General features: G+C 40.9%; 16 protein-coding genes. 15 read left to right on the top strand and 1 reads right to left on the bottom strand.

Annotated features, from left to right (window positions below; all coding sequences use genetic code 11):
• Nucleotides 1-38 precede the first annotated feature (38 nt).
• From A6E04_RS05195 to A6E04_RS05240, 10 genes are all read left to right on the top strand, one after another.
• Nucleotides 39-779 (top strand): 5-oxoprolinase subunit PxpA, encoded by a 741-nt coding sequence (locus A6E04_RS05195; protein WP_065610319.1) that lies wholly within the window; start codon nucleotides 39-41, stop codon nucleotides 777-779.
• Nucleotides 780-781: 2 nt separating this feature from the next.
• Nucleotides 782-1,501 (top strand): 5-oxoprolinase subunit PxpB, encoded by a 720-nt coding sequence (pxpB, locus tag A6E04_RS05200; RefSeq protein WP_065610322.1) that lies wholly within the window; start codon nucleotides 782-784, stop codon nucleotides 1,499-1,501.
• Nucleotides 1,498-2,454, top strand: a complete 957-nt coding sequence (locus tag A6E04_RS05205; RefSeq protein WP_017022704.1) for a 5-oxoprolinase subunit C family protein — start codon at nucleotides 1,498-1,500, stop codon at nucleotides 2,452-2,454. Before pxpB ends, A6E04_RS05205 begins: the two co-directional genes overlap by 4 nt.
• Before the next feature lie 116 nt (nucleotides 2,455-2,570).
• Complete coding sequence (locus A6E04_RS05210) at nucleotides 2,571-3,812, top strand: NRAMP family divalent metal transporter (protein ID WP_017022703.1); 1,242 nt, start codon at nucleotides 2,571-2,573, stop codon at nucleotides 3,810-3,812.
• Nucleotides 3,813-4,025: 213 nt separating this feature from the next.
• Nucleotides 4,026-4,703, top strand: coding sequence for a DUF969 domain-containing protein (locus A6E04_RS05215; RefSeq protein WP_065610324.1), 678 nt, complete (start codon nucleotides 4,026-4,028; stop codon nucleotides 4,701-4,703).
• 9 nt (nucleotides 4,704-4,712) lie between these two features.
• Complete coding sequence (locus tag A6E04_RS05220; protein WP_017022701.1) at nucleotides 4,713-5,618, top strand: DUF979 domain-containing protein; 906 nt, start codon at nucleotides 4,713-4,715, stop codon at nucleotides 5,616-5,618.
• Between the two features lie 9 nt (nucleotides 5,619-5,627).
• Nucleotides 5,628-6,266: a pyroglutamyl-peptidase I gene (pcp, locus tag A6E04_RS05225; protein ID WP_017022700.1), complete on the top strand. Its 639-nt coding sequence runs from the start codon at nucleotides 5,628-5,630 to the stop codon at nucleotides 6,264-6,266.
• 337 nt (nucleotides 6,267-6,603) lie between these two features.
• Nucleotides 6,604-8,496, top strand: a complete 1,893-nt coding sequence (locus A6E04_RS05230; RefSeq protein ID WP_065610326.1) for a methyl-accepting chemotaxis protein — start codon at nucleotides 6,604-6,606, stop codon at nucleotides 8,494-8,496.
• Nucleotides 8,497-8,732: 236 nt separating this feature from the next.
• Entirely contained in the window at nucleotides 8,733-9,854 is a 1,122-nt protein-coding gene (gene mltC / locus A6E04_RS05235) for a membrane-bound lytic murein transglycosylase MltC (protein WP_065610328.1), read from the top strand.
• Between the two features lie 35 nt (nucleotides 9,855-9,889).
• Nucleotides 9,890-12,043 carry an HD domain-containing phosphohydrolase gene (locus A6E04_RS05240; RefSeq protein WP_244886249.1) on the top strand — a complete coding sequence of 718 codons (2,154 nt, stop codon included), beginning with the start codon at nucleotides 9,890-9,892 and terminating at the stop codon, nucleotides 12,041-12,043.
• 85 nt (nucleotides 12,044-12,128) lie between these two features.
• Here the strand turns inward: A6E04_RS05240 and A6E04_RS05245 are convergent, their stop codons facing one another.
• Nucleotides 12,129-12,968, bottom strand: coding sequence for a formate dehydrogenase accessory sulfurtransferase FdhD (locus A6E04_RS05245; RefSeq protein ID WP_023603311.1), 840 nt, complete (start codon nucleotides 12,966-12,968; stop codon nucleotides 12,129-12,131).
• 153 nt (nucleotides 12,969-13,121) lie between these two features.
• Between A6E04_RS05245 and A6E04_RS05250 the strand changes: the two genes are divergently transcribed.
• The 5 genes from A6E04_RS05250 to A6E04_RS05270 all read left to right on the top strand — a co-directional run bounded on the left by A6E04_RS05250 (nucleotide 13,122) and on the right by A6E04_RS05270 (nucleotide 16,905).
• The gene (locus A6E04_RS05250) at nucleotides 13,122-13,583 is read left to right on the top strand and encodes a DUF3305 domain-containing protein (RefSeq protein ID WP_065610331.1); all 462 of its coding nucleotides are present in this window, start codon (nucleotides 13,122-13,124) and stop codon (nucleotides 13,581-13,583) included.
• Nucleotides 13,564-14,130, top strand: a complete 567-nt coding sequence (locus A6E04_RS05255) for a DUF3306 domain-containing protein (RefSeq protein WP_065610333.1) — start codon at nucleotides 13,564-13,566, stop codon at nucleotides 14,128-14,130. The genes A6E04_RS05250 and A6E04_RS05255 overlap by 20 nt, the downstream gene beginning before the upstream one ends.
• A gap of 206 nt (nucleotides 14,131-14,336) precedes the next feature.
• Nucleotides 14,337-16,013 (top strand): 4Fe-4S dicluster domain-containing protein, encoded by a 1,677-nt coding sequence (locus A6E04_RS05260; protein WP_065610335.1) that lies wholly within the window; start codon nucleotides 14,337-14,339, stop codon nucleotides 16,011-16,013.
• A 4-nt stretch (nucleotides 16,014-16,017) separates the two neighbouring features.
• A complete protein-coding gene (locus tag A6E04_RS05265; protein WP_012550125.1) occupies nucleotides 16,018-16,629 on the top strand; it encodes a TorD/DmsD family molecular chaperone in 612 nt (203 codons plus the stop codon).
• Between the two features lie 78 nt (nucleotides 16,630-16,707).
• Entirely contained in the window at nucleotides 16,708-16,905 is a 198-nt protein-coding gene (locus A6E04_RS05270; RefSeq protein WP_012550126.1) for a twin-arginine translocation signal domain-containing protein, read from the top strand.
• Nucleotides 16,906-16,915: the final 10 nt, after the last annotated feature.

The following is a 16,915-nucleotide window of genomic DNA, read 5'->3' on the forward strand; positions in this document are numbered from 1 at the left end:
TTGTTACCAAACAACGAGCCAATAATTAAGGAAATGGAATGAAGATTAATTGTGATATGGGTGAAAGTTTTGGATTATGGGCGCTAGGTGAAGATGCCGCCATTATGCCAGCGTTAGACATGGCGAATATTGCGTGTGGTATGCATGCTTCGGATCCAAGCGTAATGATGAAAACCGTTGCGCTAGCAAAAGACAATGGCGTGATGGTTGGTGCTCATCCCGGCTACAACGATCTACAAGGCTTTGGCCGACGCGATATTGCAATGAACGCTACAGATTTAGCCGCGTTATTTATCTATCAATTGGGTGCATTGCAGGGGATATGTCAAAGTAAAAATACAAGATTAAGGTACGTGAAACCTCATGGTGCGTTATACAACGCGATGATGAAAGACGATGCGATTCTTGAAACCTTATTGGGTGCATTACAGCGTTACGATGTCACTTTACCTTTCGTGGTAATGGCGGTGCCTGACCACGCTCGCTATCAAACGTTGGCCGATAAATTTGGCATTACATTATGGTTTGAAGCGTTTGTTGACCGAGTTTATGACGAAGAAGGTCGACTCGTGCCACGCAGTGTACCTAATTCAAGTCATCATACCGATGAAGCGATTCAACACCAAGCCGATCAATTGATTGATCAAGGCTGTGTCACCACACTTTCCGGAAAAACAATCGCGATTCGCGCAGATACCTTATGTATTCATGGTGATGGTCCTTTTGCGGTATCGACAGCGACGTATTTACGTAAAAAGTTGCAGAGAAAGGCGGAGTAATCATGAAAATATCAGCCGTTAATGAGTCCACTGTTTTAGTTGTATTTTCCGATACGGTTAGTCCTGAAACTGCCGATATTATTGCTCAATCCGTTGCTATGATTAATCAAGAATCGGATTTGTTCGTGATTGATATGGTGCCATCGTACACGTCGATTTTAATTACTTATGATTTAACGCGCATAGAGTTACGCTCATTTATGTCTCGTTTACATCACTGTCTTCACCAAGATAACAACAGTGGGCAATTACCGTTGTCTTCTGTTGTGATTGAATTACCTGTGTATTATGGACCAGAAGTGTCCCTTGATGCCGAAGACATCAGTCGTCATACCGGTTTATCGTTTGATGAGGTCGTGTCTATTCATTCCTCTCAAGAGTACCGCGTGTATGCAATTGGTTTTGCTCCGGGCTTTGCTTATTTAGGCAATACTGACTCTCGCATTCATATTCCTCGTAAAAGTACGCCACGGTTGAGTGTACCTGCAGGCAGCTTGGCCATCGCTGAACAACAAACGGCGATTTACCCAAAATCTTCACCGGGAGGATGGCAGGTGATTGGGCGCACCCCCGTTAATTTGATTGATTTTAATCGAGACAACCTTACGGTGTTTGAGATGGGGGCAAAAGTGACTTTCAAACCAATTTCACGTGAAGAATATTTAACGATGGGAGGGGAGCTTCCAGAGGCATTGTTAGTGAAAAAGGGAAGCAAAGTATGACACTACGAATTCACAGTACAGGGCCATTGGCGCTACTTCAAGACAAAGGTCGATATGGTCATCAATCGGTAGGGGTGACTCCCGGCGGACCAATGGATGAGCATGCGTTTGATTGGGCTAATAAATTAGTAGATAACGATTTAAATGCGACTCAAATTGAAATCACGTTAGGCCAATTTAGCTGTACGTTTTATGCGGCTACTACAATCGCACTGACCGGTGCGGATATGGGAGCGAAGCTCAATGGTGATGCGATCAGCCCTTGGCAAAGTTACGCGATAAATTCAGGTGATAAACTTGAAATGAGCATCGCAAAGTCGGGGCTACGTGCTTATTTAGCGGTGAGTGGTGGGTTTAAAGTTGAAACGATTTTAGGCAGTTCCGCCACGGTAAGTCGTGATGGATTAGGTGGCTATGATGGTAAAGGCAGTGCATTAACCCCAAATCGTTTAATTCGTTATTCGGTTGATGTTTCGCAATTATCTACGTCTTTTTCTGAGCCGAGATTGCGTAAGCAAGTGCCGAGTCGATTTATTCCGACGTACGATCGCCATATTAATATTGGAGTGATCCCGAGCTATCAATATAACGATTTTTCGATTGCCGATCGTCAGCGATTTTTTTCGTCAATTTATACAGTTTCGACCAACATTGATCGTATGGGGTATCGCTTATCAGGAGAGCCTATTCATTGTGAGCGTAATAATTTAATTTCTGAAGGCATAGCACTTGGGTCAATCCAAATCCCGAGTGATGGCCAACCTATTGTGCTAATGCGTGATCGCCAAACCATCGGGGGATACCCAAAAATAGGGTGCGTAGTGCATGCGGATATTAATCGCTTAGCGCAATGCTTACCGGGTTCAACTGTTCAGTTTTATGAGAAAGAACTCTACAGCGCAGAAGCTGAATTGATGATACAACGTCAATTCTTTACGTCTTATTGCTCTTAAATGAAGTTGCTATTGCATAGATAGCGAAGATGAAAATATTACTACAATAATCTCGATTAACGAGAAAGACGCTGCAACAATAAGAGTGCAGCACTGTGACCACAAAAGGAAATCGTATGTCATCAGAAAAAATAGAACCTCAACCGTCCAGTGTGACGCAAAATGAAGGACCAACAACGCGTTCTGGCTTTAGCTGGTCATTGATCATGGGTGCCGCCTTTTTAATGGCAACCTCAGCGGTCGGGCCGGGTTTTTTAACTCAAACAACCGTCTTTACTCAAACGTTAGGCGCAAGCTTTGCGTTTGTTATCCTTATTTCCATCATCTTAGATATAGGCGCACAGCTTAATATCTGGCGAATCATCGTTGTTTCTAAAAAACGAGCGCAAGACATTGCGAACGATATTTTACCCGGCCTCGGTTATGCGATTGCGGGGATGGTTGCCATTGGTGGTTTGGCTTTTAACATCGGTAATATCGGTGGTGCAGGGATGGGGATGAACGTTTTATTTCCAGACATCACGCCCATCGTCGGAGCTGCCATTAGTGCAGTGATTGCCGTTGGGATATTCATGTTAAAAGATGCCGCTAAAGTGATGGACCGTTTTACCATCGTAATGGGGGCTGCGTTAATCGTCATGACATTGTACGTGTTATTTTCAACCTCACCACCAGTGGGGGAAGCGTTATATCGTGCAGTATGGCCTGAAAAACTCAATGTACTTGCGATCATTACGTTAGTGGGTGGCACGGTGGGTGGCTACATTACCTTTGCGGGTGCTCACCGTTTAATTGATGCGGGTGTTACGGGTCAAGAAGCATTACCACAAGTAAACCGAGGCTCAATTTCAGCCATCAGTTTAGCGTCAGTGGTTCGTATTATTTTATTTTTAGCGGCGTTAGGCGTTATTAGTACCGGTGTTACGTTGGACCCAACAAATCCACCTGCTTCTATGTTTCAACATGCTGCAGGTAATGTGGGTTATAAGATTTTTGGTTTAGTGCTTTGGGCGGCGGCGATCACATCTGTTATTGGAGCCGCTTATACATCGGTCTCATTCTTGAAGACATTGCACCCTGTTATTGAATTGCATTCTCGTCGATTCATTATCGGTTTTATCATTGTATCTACGTTTATCTTTTGCTTTATTGGTAAGCCTGTCATGTTATTGATTGTTGCGGGTGCGTTGAATGGTTTTATCTTACCTGTAACGCTAAGTATCATGCTCATTGCTGCAACAAAATCGTCGATTGTTGGTGACTATAAACACCCTGTTTGGATGTCAGTCTTCGGTTGGTTAATCACTGGCATGATGGCTCTTATGAGTATATATACCTTGTATGTGATGATATTTTAATCAATCAGACTAATTATTCTAAGAATAGCGTTATATTTTAGAATTATAATGCAGATAAATACTTTTCATCTGCCTAATTTTCAATATACTCAATAGCTGACCCCAATACGTTTACCGACGTGTTGGGGTCTACTTAGTTTTAACATACTGTAAAATTTACAAGTATCCGTCCTTCATGATGTAGGGCTGAGATAAAGCAAATAAGGATATATGATGATTGATTTTTGGCCTTTAATCGGGGTAGTAATTATTACTCTTGGGCTGGCTTTACGTTTAAATACGTTATTGGTTATTTTAACCGCAGGGATCGTGACTGGTTTAGTTGCTGATATTGACTTTATAGAGATTTTATCCATTTTAGGTGTTTCATTTACTCAAAATCGCTATATGTCTTTATTCATACTTGTACTCCCTATGATTGGTGTACTAGAACGCTTTGGTTTAAGAGAGCGAGCAGAAACGCTGATTGGCTCAATCAAGCAAGCGTCTGCTGGTCGAGTTATGTTTACGTACCTATTACTGCGTAAAGTAACGAATGCGTTAGGTTTGAATTTAGGTGGACACCCATCGATGATCCGTCCTTTAGTGGCACCAATGGCAGAAGCCGCTGCAGAGAAGAACAGAAAACCGCTAACGCATAAAGAAAGACAACACCTTCGTGCGCTTGCCGCAATGAGTGAAAACTTTGCTAACTTTTTCAGTCAATTAATCTTTATTGGTGCGGGTGGTTTACTGCTTATTAAAGGCGTACTTGAAGAGCACGGTTACAGTGTTGCGTTAAATGACATGTTTATGTGGGCGATTCCTACGGCATTAGCCTCGTGCGTTGTGTTCTATGTTCGAGCATGGATAGAAGATTCACGTTTAGCGAAAGCTGGCAAAGAAGAGTAGGGATTAATCATGTTAGAGTATATTTATCAAGCGACAGGCTTACTTCTGATTGCGTTTTCATTTCAAAGTTTTACCGATAAAAAGAACCCAAAGGCCATTGGCACAGGACTTTTTTGGTTAGCTTATGGTCTTTCTTTTTGTTTAGGTGCGGTATTACCTGATTGGGTTGTCGGTGCATTAGTCTTAGTGATGACCTTACTCGCTTCGGCGGGATTAATGGGCATTGGTTCTTACAACTCAAGTGATAATGAGTTCAGAGAAACGAGCGCGAAGTCATTACAAAACATGTTGTTTCTTCCGGCCTTAATTGTACCAGTGGGTACGATTTTATGGAGTCAGGTAACCGGAACAAGTGCATTGATTGGCTTAGGATTAAGCTCATTATTGTCACTTCTTGTCGCGAACTGGCTAACAAAATGTAAACCGGTACAAAGTATTCATGAAGGTCGTCGCCTGATTGATACGATTGGTTGGGCGGCTATTTTATCTCAATTTCTAGCCGCATTAGGTTATCTATTTGGTCAGGCAGGGGTCGGTGATACCGTTTCTCAAATAGTAAAAGAAATTGTCCCTCACGGCAGCGTATTAGCTTATGTCATTGCGTATACGTTTGGTATGGCTCTTTTCACTATTGTTATGGGTAATGCGTTTGCGGCTTTTGCTGTCATTACCGCAGGTATTGGTATTCCATTGCTGATTGTTGAAATGGGCGGTGATCCAATTGTGGTTGGTGTATTAGGTATGATCTCAGGCTATTGTGGCACCTTAATGACACCAATGGCGGCTAACTTTAACGTTGTACCTGCGGCATTATTGGAATTAGATAATAAAAACCAAGTGATCATTACCCAGTTCATTCCCGGTTTTATCATGCTACTTATTAACACCACCTTTATGTACTTTTTTGCCTTTTAGGGATTAACGATGAAAAAGATTCTAATTACAGGTTTCGAACCTTTTGGTAATGACAAAATTAATCCAGCGCTAGAAGCGGTAAGATTAATTGCAGGCCGTAAATTGAACGGTGGCGAGATCAGCATTTGCCAAGTGCCCGTTGTGCGTTATAAATCGATCGACGTGGTTAAACAAGCCATTGAAGATCAACAACCGTATGCGGTGATCACAGTAGGTCAAGCTTCGGGTCGAACGGCTATAACGCCAGAGCGAATTGCAATTAATGTGGATGATTTTCGCATCCCAGATAATGATGGCATTCAAGTGATTGATGAACCCGTAGTCGAAGGAGGCCCTGACGCTTACTTTACTACTCTGCCAGTAAAAGCGATGGTAAGTGCGATGCAAAGTGAGGGGATCCCTGCAATGGTATCGAATACTGCTGGGACATTTGTATGTAATCATTTGTTTTACGGGATCCAACATTACCTAAAAGACACCAATATTCGTCATGGTTTTGTACATATTCCACTATTGCCAGAGCAATCTGTTGATGGTTCTCAACCAACAATGAAGTTAGAGCAAATAGCAGAAGGCTTAGCCATTGCTGCTCAAGCGATTATTGATAATGATGAAGACATCCAGCAAGGTGCAGGAACGATTTGTTAATGTAATAACCACCGAATAATATTCGTATATAAGCCTAACAATCATCATTATTGTTAGGCTTTTTTATTTGCCTGTGTGGAGGATAAATAGATTAATTTTTGTTATTAAACGTGTTGTTTGTGTGTGGTGCAGTTTTGATAACAAATTTATTACTACTTAGGTGGTGGTTTGTGAAAAAGAACACATTTTTAAATGGTAAGACTGTTAGTATGATTCAGAATGTAAGCATTTGTTTCATTTATGAGTCTTGCAATTATGATAACAGTGTTGGTTCCACTGTTTACTCTTAATTGCCTCCATCTTATTTCAAATCACAACCATTAGAAGTAGAAAGATTATGCATCTAACTTTAAAAATGAAACTTGTTTTAACAAGTGTGGCACTTATCGTATTAACGATTATATCGCTAGGTACTTTTTCATACCAAACAATGAAAACACAAGCATGGGATGCAATTCGAAGTGAGAGCGGAAATACCGCAAAAGCGTACAGTTTAGGCATTGGAGATTGGTTCAAAGGTCGTCAAGATGCAATAACCGCCATGAAAGAAGCAATTGAACGCAATCCTAATCTAGATATGGTCGCTCACTTAAAGCAAACTTTTACCTCTGGTGGTTTTGGGTTGAGTTACTACGGTGACGCCGAGGGCGTAATGCAACGTCAAGATCCATCATTGAATAAAGCGGGCTACGATCCTCGTACACGTGGGTGGTATAAAGAAACCATCGCCGCCAATAAGGGGATTACAACAAAGCCGTATGTAAGTCATACCATGCAAGCGTTAGTGGTGACGTTAACAGAACCCGTTCGTGAGAATGGGAGAATCGTAGGCGTTACGGCCTCAAACTTAGCATTGGGTGCATTAATTGATGATGTGCTTGATATTTCGGTTCCGGGCGATGGTTACGCAATGCTTCTTGATGTGAGCAATCGAATTGTGGTTGCACACCCAAATGAAAAAATGGCGTTAAAACCAATTTCAGAACTGGGGCAAGGGTTTGATGCCAATAATCTGAATAGCGAAATTTCATCGGATGGTTTCTTCTTTACTGAACAACAAGGTAAAGAGAAAGCCGTAATGGTGACAGCCGTGCCTAATACTAATTGGGCGATAGCCCTAGTCATGGATCAAGAAACATTAGAAGCCCCATTACATGCTATGCTAATTAAATTATTGCTTATTGGTGGTTTAATTCTATTGTTTGTTTCATTGTTTACGGGATGGTTAGTGACGCGTCAATTACGTGAACTAGGTACAGTATCAGAAGCATTAGCAGACATCGCCAATGGTGAAGGGGATTTAACGGTTCGCATCAATGTGAAATCGGATGATGAAGTGGGTAAACTGGCTGAGAATTTTAACCAATTTGTGTCTCGTTTACATACCATGGCATCGAATTTACGAGAGATCACATTAGACCTGAATCGTTCGGCAGCCGACTCAGCCGATTCTGCGATCAAAAGAAGTGAAAATATTCGCCAACAGCAAGATGAAATCACGATGGTTGCCACTGCAGTGACAGAAATGGCGAGTGCAACACAAGAAATTGCAGGTAATGCAGAGAATACCGCAAAATCAGCATCGCAAGCGGTAGAGCTTACGCAAGAAGGTCATCAACAAGTGAACCAAAGCCAATCTTCAATTGGTAACTTAGCGAGTGAAGTGAATAGTGCAGTAAGTATTATTGAAGATCTCAACGGTCACGCTCAAAAAATCAGTTCAATTTTAGCGACAATCCGTTCTATCGCAGAACAAACTAACTTACTGGCGTTGAATGCTGCCATTGAAGCGGCGCGAGCAGGTGACCAAGGCCGAGGCTTTGCCGTGGTTGCTGATGAGGTGCGTGTATTGTCACAACGAACACATACGTCAACCGAAGAAATTCAATCAATGATTGAGACATTGCAATCGACCACACAAGAAGCGGTGTCTGTTATGTCCGATAGCCATCATCTTGCAGAAACCAGTGTGAAAGACGTTGATGAAGCCGGTGTGAGTATTGATAAGATCGCTTCTCAAATTAATGTTATTAGTGACATGGCAACGCAAATAGCGTCAGCAGCCGAAGAACAATCAAGTGTAACGGCTGAGATCAGTCGTAACACGGAAGGTGTACAAGAAGTTGCTAACCAAATGGCGAGTGAAGCGGCAACCGCAGCTAAGCAAGCTGAGGCGCTAAAATCGTTAGCAGATTCATTGGAAGAAGAAATAAAACGCTATAAATTATAATGCTTAAATATTGACATAAACCGCCTTTATTGGCGGTTTTTTGCTTTTATGGAGTTGTGATGTATGTCACAAAAATTAAAGTGTCTATATTTTTCAAAATATTCAAAAAACTTCATCGTTTCCTATTCCCAAAAGCCAAACTCTGTGTAAAATACGCCTCCTTATCGGCTAACATGCTATACGTAATCTATCCCAGTATATTGATAAGTAAACTCAATATGCGACTTAGGACATAAATGAAAAACTACTGGCTTTCTCTTTTGGTTTGCTTATCTACTGTTTCTTGTACCCCTATTTTTTCTGGCTCAAACACTTCCCTAAGACCTGGGACAACTGTCTGTGATCAATGGAGTAGTACAAACACCTCTGCCAGTTCAAAACCGACAAGCGAACAGCTTGCAAACCTAGCGTCTCAAGTACACAGTAAATGGGGTGACAAAGAGTTTTTAGAAGCCGGTAAACACCGTTATGTTAAGTATCTTGATGGTTACCGCACTCGCGCGCACATCGATTTTGATAAAGGTAAGATTTACGTTTCAACTGTCTCACAATATGAGCCAAAAGAGACACTCAAAAAAGCGATTGTTAGCACCATTCTTATGCCTGCCGATCCGTCACACGTTGATTTATTCAGTGATAAGTCGATTCCATTGCGTGGGCGTCCATTTTTGCTTGGTCAAATTAAAGACCAAGACAATAAAAATATTGAGTGGCCATGGCGTGCGGATCGTTATGCAACCTATTTAATTGATAATCATTTAAAATCAAAACCGATTAAAAGAGGGAACGCGTATTACGTTGAGATCTCAATGGTCAAAGACCACCTTGAGCAACGCGAGTTTCAATACGCTGATTTGATTAAGAAAGCGTCAAAAGAATACGATATTTCCATTGATTTGATTTACGCCATTATTAAAACAGAAAGCAGCTTCAATCCTTATGCTGTCAGTCACGCAGGTGCATATGGGTTAATGCAAGTGATCCCAAAAACGGCTGGGGCAGATGTCTTTAGTTTAGTGAAAAAGAAATCAGGTATTCCAACCAAAGAATACTTGTTTAACCCAGCGAATAATATTGATACTGGAACCGCATACTTTTATATATTGAAGAACCGTTACTTACGAGATATTAGTCATGCAACAAATAAGCATTACAGCATGATCTCGGCATACAATGGTGGCTCAGGTGGTGTGTTTTCAACGTTTGATCCAAATCGCACGAAAGCGATCAGCGAAATAAACCGTTTACAGCCAAATCAATTGTATTGGGCGTTAACGAATAAACACCCTAAAGCTGAAGCACGTCGATATTTAGAAAAAGTATTGGCATTTCAAAAAGAATTTAATGAGAAAGCATAGCGCTCAATCTTCGTTACTATTGATAATTAATTGGTGTGTATAAATTGAAACATTTATTCGTCGTTCTCATGTGTTTTTATTCTTCTATGTCATTAGCGGTTGAGCTGACAGAGAAAGAACGCCAATGGCTTAAAAACAATCAAGAGTTCACGTTCTTTAACGATGATTATGACTCAAGACTGTTTTTTATCGAAAATAATGTTCAAAAAGGACTTTATTTCGATTTGATTCAGGACATCAATAAAAAACTGAATACGAACTTTAAAATACAAGTCGAGAAGATTGACGATCTAATTAAAAAATTTAATAACGTTGAAACGGGGGCTTATTTCGATTTTGCGAAAACAAAAGACAGAAGTGAACATTATAATTTCGTCCCCACATTATATCGTGTAAACATAAAGGTTTATTATAAAGATGCAGCTAAGATCCCCGATCTTGTTAGTTTAAATAACAAAAAGGTGGGGTTAATTGAAGAGTGGTATTCAACCACCAATTTTGTCCATCAGTATGTCGATGATATTAATTATATTCCGGTTCGATTTTCCAGTTTGAATGAGGCGGTTGCCGCACTTAATGCCGGGGAAATTGATGCCTTTATAGCGGATACGCAAGTCAGTGGACATAAATCATTTTTAACGCATAAACTACCAAGGTTAGATCACTTATATACGTCATTTGCAACGACAAAAGATCATCCTGAAATACACAATATACTCATTAAATATTTCAATAATTTAAGCGCGCTAGAAGTACAAGCATTAGTAAAAAAAGCACGTGAAGATTATTTTATTTATGCGTTTAGGAATAATAAAAGCTTGCAAGGTATTAATGCGACGGTGGGTTATGGTTTTGATGAATTCCCTGCCAGTTACGTTGTTGGTGATCAGTATCAAGGTATTGCTCCTGTGCTTTTTGACAGCATAAAAACCATCTTCAAAGATACCGTGACGTTTTCTGATCCTAAGGCGGGGGTATGTCTCGAATACGATGTGTTGTTATCGACGTTTGTGAATGAGTGCATTACGGATAATTATTACCTGACGAAGTCTTACTATAGTTTTGAGTTGTCAGTATTTAACAAGTTAGAAGGCAGTTTTATTTCAACGATTTCTGATGTGAATTATTCACGATTAGGGATACTGAAAAACGCGCATTATTATGAATACGTCAAAAATAATACGTCGAATGTCACCATGGTATTTTTCGACACATTTGAAGAGATTATTGAAGCAATTGATGATGGAAGAATAGATTACGCCTTTGGCGATCAGCGTTTATTATTAAACCATACCATTAATGATGATATGTATGATCTAAAAACAGCAGGCACATTACCTGAAACCATTTCAGTGTATATCGCGGTAAAAAAAGAGAAAAAAGCGTTATACGATGCCATCAATCTTATCTCAATCAGCTCGGATAATGATCGGTTGATTAAGAACGTTTACATTAATGAAAACAAGAAATATAAACACAATGACTTCTGGTTATTGGTGGGGATCCTAATCGTCAGTTTGTTGATGATAGTGGTGCTAATTACTCGTATCTTTATGGCGAAAAGAGCGGAACTCAAGCTACTTACCATGAATGAATCTTTGATCGGTTCATTAGAAATGGCGTCGCTATACAGTGATGAAGAAACGAGTGAACATAACAAACGTATTAATATATATTCTGGACATTTATCAAATTTATTAGGAATGCCAAAGCCATTTGTTAAAGATATTCAGATGATTGCGTCACTGCACGACATTGGGAAAATCGGTATTCCTCATTACATTTTGAAAAAGCCGGGGAAACTTGATCCTGCTGAATTTGATGTGATGAAACAACATGTCAATATTGGTTATGACATTATCAAAAATACAGAGTTGAGCGAACTGACTAAAAACATAGTGCTTTACCATCATGAAAAATGGAACGGAAAAGGGTACTTAAACTTAGTGGGTGAGGCGATACCGATTGAAGCCAGAATTGTAAGTATTGTGGATGTGTATGATGCACTGAGACAAAAGCGGGTTTACAAAGAAGGGTTTAGTCATGAAGTCTCTATTCAGATCATTGAAGATGAACTCGGTGTCTCTTTTGATCCGACCATCGCGGCGTTATTCTTAAAACATCATGAAGATTTCAGATCTATTTTTGAAAATAACCAAACACACGTACCAAGAATACATCTCAAATAGAGTGTAAGTCATTAGTTTTTAGGGGCGAGTAAGAGATTGTTATTCTTACTCGCCCCTGCATTTTCTAGAATCTGGTTCTCAAATTCTAATCGTTAACAACCGCTTCACCCTTGACATCAAAGTTAATTTTTTCATGTCCAGCAAACACTTGGAAACGCTTACCTTTTGCGCGAGCGATAATCGTAATGCCAAATTTCTGCGCTAAATCTAAGCCCATTTGTGTCACACCTGAACGAGAAAGTAAAACTGGGATCCCCATTTGAGCGACTTTAATCACCATTTCAGACGTTAAACGACCCGTGGTGTAAAACAGTTTATTGTCACCCGTACCACGGTTTAACCATAACTCACCCGCAAGGGTATCAACCGCATTATGACGACCTACATCTTCCACAAAAGACGAGACTTGGTTATTTTCACAAATGGCACAGCCATGCACAGCACCAGCAGCTTTGTACGTGTCATTGTGATAAGTTAGGGCTTCTAGAGACGCGTAAATATCCGATTGATTGATGGTTACTTGAGGCACTTGGTAATTCTCAAGTTGCTTCATCACGTTGCCATACATGGTGCCTTGACCACAGCCAGAGGTGACGGTCTTTTTCTTTAAATTCTCTTTGACATGTTCCGTGGTTTCTTTGGTATTTACCGCGGCTGTTTTGGTTTCCCAGTCGATCAATACGGATTCTAAAAGCGACACATCAGAGATGAAATGTTGGTTTTTTAAATACCCTAATACCAATTCGGCAGGGCGAGCGCCTAACGTCATTAATGTCACAACTTCTTGCCAGTTCAGCATTAGGGTTAATGGCTGTTCGCACGCCACTTCTTTGCTAAGCTTCTCACCGTATTCATCATAAACATCCACAGTAAGAGTTTGTTTAGGTACAGCGCCAGTAGTTATTATTTTTGGTGATTGGCTCAAAGTAGGCTCCAATTAAATGAATTTAAGGTAATTTACGATATACACGCAAATTTTATACCATAGAGATAAATCAAAAAGAAAGCGCTGTTGGTATAAGGATTGCTTTATATCATGGATAGCGATAAAAAAGCCTCATAAAAAGAAGGGTAACTTGTGGAACTAAAGACAGAAAGCGTTTGGCCACTGCAATTTGAAGTGATTGAAGAAATAAAGCAAGTAGGCCGTTGGAGTGCCCCTTCTTGGCATATTGGTGATGTACACCTGTATGAAAAAGTGGCCGTCGCAACACAAAGTAACAGGATGTTATTTGAGCGTGAGTTAGAGATTTTTTTAGATGAAAGAACCGATTATCGTTTCAATCTAAGTTCTCAAAGTCCTAAGTTATTCTTCGCGTTTGAAAATGATAACGACGTACTTACGCCAGTAATGATCACTGCGTCACAAAGCATGATAGGGCAATACATGGATGGCGACTATGTTGTGTTGTCTATCGATATGCCATTACCGATGCAAGCGTGGCTAGAAGCGTTCATTGGCAAGCATGGTGAACTTATCGAAATTCGTAGAAAAAAACGTAAAGGTGCGGGGCGCGCAAGTGAGCAACTTCCTAAGTAGATGGTCATTAAGAAAGAGAAAAGTTCAACAAGGTGAACAGGTTAGCGATGAGAAATCGGCTGAGATTATTGCCGATACAAATCTTGTTGAGAATGATGATGCGATTGAGAACCGAGCAGAAAATGCGTCGTCTGAGTCTTTAATAGAAACGGCGGATAGCGCAGAAGAGCAAGTCTCTCTGCCGACAAAAGACGATCTTGTTAGTATTAATGGCACAAGTAATGTTAGCCAATTTATGGCAACGGGTGTGGATAAAGATTTGAAAAAAGCCGCGTTGCGTAAGATGTTTTTGAATCCAGAATTTGCGATGGAAGATGAGCCAAATTATTCAACACCAGCCAAATTAAACTCTGATGTTGCAGCAACATTACGAGGATGGATGGTCGAACCGGTTGAAGAGGAAGAAGAGGACATTGAGCCAGAGATCAGTGCCGAAACAGAGCAAGATAATGATCTTGAATCGAACACCACTAACGAGAATGATAATGAATATCAATGCGTTATAGGCGATAAAGAGCAAGACAGTGAGACAAAAAAGACCACTTAATTAATCGGGACATTTTGAACCAAAGTGAGACAAAATGTCCCGACACACTTTTCATCTTTTCTAAATACCTTCAAAAATACCTCTATTTCAGTTATTTATTAAATTATTAATTACCCATTAAGTTGGTACGGTTATTGCGATGTAACACCTAATGAATCCAGTCATAGAACTGAGTAGGCCCAACGGGCTCAAGAATAGGTGAAGCAATGTTAACTCAATTTTTAGCACAATCTGAAACAACAAATGCCAAAGCTCGTCAGTTTGCTATTGCGCAAACTGTGGAACTGAACAACTTGATCCCACCGACAGTAAGTTACGAAAGTCGTGGCAATCTTGTCATCATTGGTCCAACTCGAATTATTGTTGATGTGGCTGAGCAATTCACTGACTTAAACAGCATTACGTTGGTGTCTACAGAATCAGAAATACAAGCGCACGAGTCAGATCGCACGGTGTATTTTGCGAAAGACTTATCGGTAAAAGGCTTTTTAGGCGCGTTTGATATTGAATGTGTCGTGAATGGCGAAAAAGTAAATCTAGCGAAAGTCACCACCGGCGCAATGGCCTTTGACTTAGTGTTAGACATGAAGCTAGACAGCGTTATGTCTGAGCAAGTGCCGGTTCCTGGTTATTATCCAGTAGGGCGCGGCTACCCAACATTGGCACAAGTGCTAGATGAACTGCCTGGCTTAGTGGGTACGTTTGATAAACCAAAATATTTCCGTTTAAACCCTGATTTATGTGCCCACAGTTCTCGTGGTGTAAAAGGGTGTGAGCGTTGTGTTGATGCTTGTCCTGCTGGTGCATTAACCAGTGAAGGCACTGCAGAAACGGGTCATAACATTCAAATTAACCCATACCTTTGTCAAGGTGTTGGTACGTGTTCAACAGCATGCCCAACCGAAGCTATTAGCTACGCGTTACCAGAAGCTGAAAAAACACAAAATTTCGCGGCTCGCTTATTAGCTAATTACAAAAAAGAAGGCGGAGAGACACCTATCATCGCTTTCTGTAGTGATCGCCATGAAAACTTCAATGTAATGGCATTAAAAACAATGCCAGATCACATCATCCCCGTTGTGCTTGATGAAATTTTATCTGTCGGTATTGATACGTGGTTCTCAGCGTTAGTGAATGGTGCCGCTCAAGTGCTGTTTATCGCAAGCCGTAGAATGCCAGAAACGATCCAACGAGTGCTAACGCAAGAAGTTGAAATTGCACAAGCATTCTTAACGCAACTTGGTCTTGAACCAGAACGTGTGCAAGTGGTGTACATGGAAGCGTTAAATGAAATGGTCTTAATTGACACGCCATTATCCGTTATTGATGGGCAGTTAACGGGCAACAAACGTGAACGCTTGATGGGGGCATTGGATCATTTAGCCTTAAACGCCGCAGCGAATGATATTGAAGTCATCGATGTTCAAGCGATGCCATTCCACGCGCCTTATGGAACCATCGATTGTGTAACCAAAGATTGTACGTTATGCATGGGTTGTGTGGCGGTTTGTCCAACACGCGCATTGCATGGTGATCAAGACAGCCCAACCTTAAAATTCATTGAGCAAGATTGTGTTCAATGTGGTTTGTGTGTGAATGCGTGCCCAGAAAAAGCATTAAGCATGAAAGTGCAAATGAACTGGAACAAAGAAGAACGCCAAGAAACACAAATAATGCACAGAGAAGATGCCGCTTGTTGCCTAACATGTAATAAGCCATTCGCGCCAGCATCCATGATTGAAATGCTAAGAGTTAAGTTACAAGGTAACCCGCACTTTAGTGATGAAGCTTCAATCAACCGTCTATACATGTGTGAAGACTGTCGAGTAAAAGACATCTTTATCGACTTATCAGCAAATCCAGAAAAACAATTAAAGGTCTAATACCATGAATGAACAACACCAGATCCGACAAGAAATTTATGGCTTATTAGCGCATTTATTCCGTTCAGCACCAGAGCAAGCATTGGTTGATTGGTTAGTCACCATCGAAACGGAGCAGAGCGAAACCCACGGCATGAGTCAAGCGTGGAGCCAATTGGTTAAAGCGGCAGAGCAAGCCAGCCTTAACGACACGCTAGAAAAACTAGAAGACGAATACCAAAACCTATTTATTGGTGTTGGCCGCGGTGAAGTGATGCAGTTTGGATCATGGCACATTGCGGGTGCATTAATGGAAAAACCATTAGTTGCACTTCGCCAAGACCTAATGCAGTTGGGTTTTGAACGCGCAGAAGACGTAAAAGAACCAGAAGACCATATTTCAGCATTATGCGAAGTGATGGCGATGTTGATAGAAGCGGGTGAGGCAGAAGTACTGCAACAACGTTTCTTTAATCGTCATATTCAACCTTGGTATGTTTCACTGTGTGATCAAATCAATAATGCTCAAAACGCTGATTTTTATAAATCAGTGGCGTGTTTAGCGGAAGCGTTCTTCACGGTAGAACAAACCCGTTTTGCAAAGAACCCAAATGAGATTGAAGTGACTGCGATTTAATTCGCGGTGACAAGAACAGAATTAAAACCATAAAAACAGACGCCCATTCCAAGTGAATTGGAAGCAAAGGAGCATAGCATGAGCAATAAAAAAACGGACCTAAACCGCCGAAATCTACTGAAGGGTATTGCAACTGCTGCTGCCGCAGGAACAGTAGCCGCTGCGGTTTCAGGAACAGCAAACGCAACATCAGTCACTGCTGAGACAAAAGTTGAGAAAAAAAGCGATGGATATCGTGAAACTCAACACATTCGTGATTATTACGACAGCTTATAACGGAGCACAT

Origin of the sequence: Aliivibrio logei (genome assembly GCF_001691055.1) — a bacterium.
Lineage (GTDB): Bacteria > Pseudomonadota > Gammaproteobacteria > Enterobacterales > Vibrionaceae > Aliivibrio > Aliivibrio salmonicida.

Coding starts and splice junctions, on each gene's coding strand:
- A6E04_RS05195 (WP_065610319.1), top strand. CDS start 39: ATGAAGATTAATTGTGATATGGGTGAAAGTTTTGGATTATGGGCGCTA.
- pxpB (WP_065610322.1), top strand. CDS start 782: ATGAAAATATCAGCCGTTAATGAGTCCACTGTTTTAGTTGTATTTTCC.
- A6E04_RS05205 (WP_017022704.1), top strand. CDS start 1,498: ATGACACTACGAATTCACAGTACAGGGCCATTGGCGCTACTTCAAGAC.
- A6E04_RS05210 (WP_017022703.1), top strand. CDS start 2,571: ATGTCATCAGAAAAAATAGAACCTCAACCGTCCAGTGTGACGCAAAAT.
- A6E04_RS05215 (WP_065610324.1), top strand. CDS start 4,026: ATGATTGATTTTTGGCCTTTAATCGGGGTAGTAATTATTACTCTTGGG.
- A6E04_RS05220 (WP_017022701.1), top strand. CDS start 4,713: ATGTTAGAGTATATTTATCAAGCGACAGGCTTACTTCTGATTGCGTTT.
- pcp (WP_017022700.1), top strand. CDS start 5,628: ATGAAAAAGATTCTAATTACAGGTTTCGAACCTTTTGGTAATGACAAA.
- A6E04_RS05230 (WP_065610326.1), top strand. CDS start 6,604: ATGCATCTAACTTTAAAAATGAAACTTGTTTTAACAAGTGTGGCACTT.
- mltC (WP_065610328.1), top strand. CDS start 8,733: ATGAAAAACTACTGGCTTTCTCTTTTGGTTTGCTTATCTACTGTTTCT.
- A6E04_RS05260 (WP_065610335.1), top strand. CDS start 14,337: ATGTTAACTCAATTTTTAGCACAATCTGAAACAACAAATGCCAAAGCT.
- A6E04_RS05265 (WP_012550125.1), top strand. CDS start 16,018: ATGAATGAACAACACCAGATCCGACAAGAAATTTATGGCTTATTAGCG.
- A6E04_RS05270 (WP_012550126.1), top strand. CDS start 16,708: ATGAGCAATAAAAAAACGGACCTAAACCGCCGAAATCTACTGAAGGGT.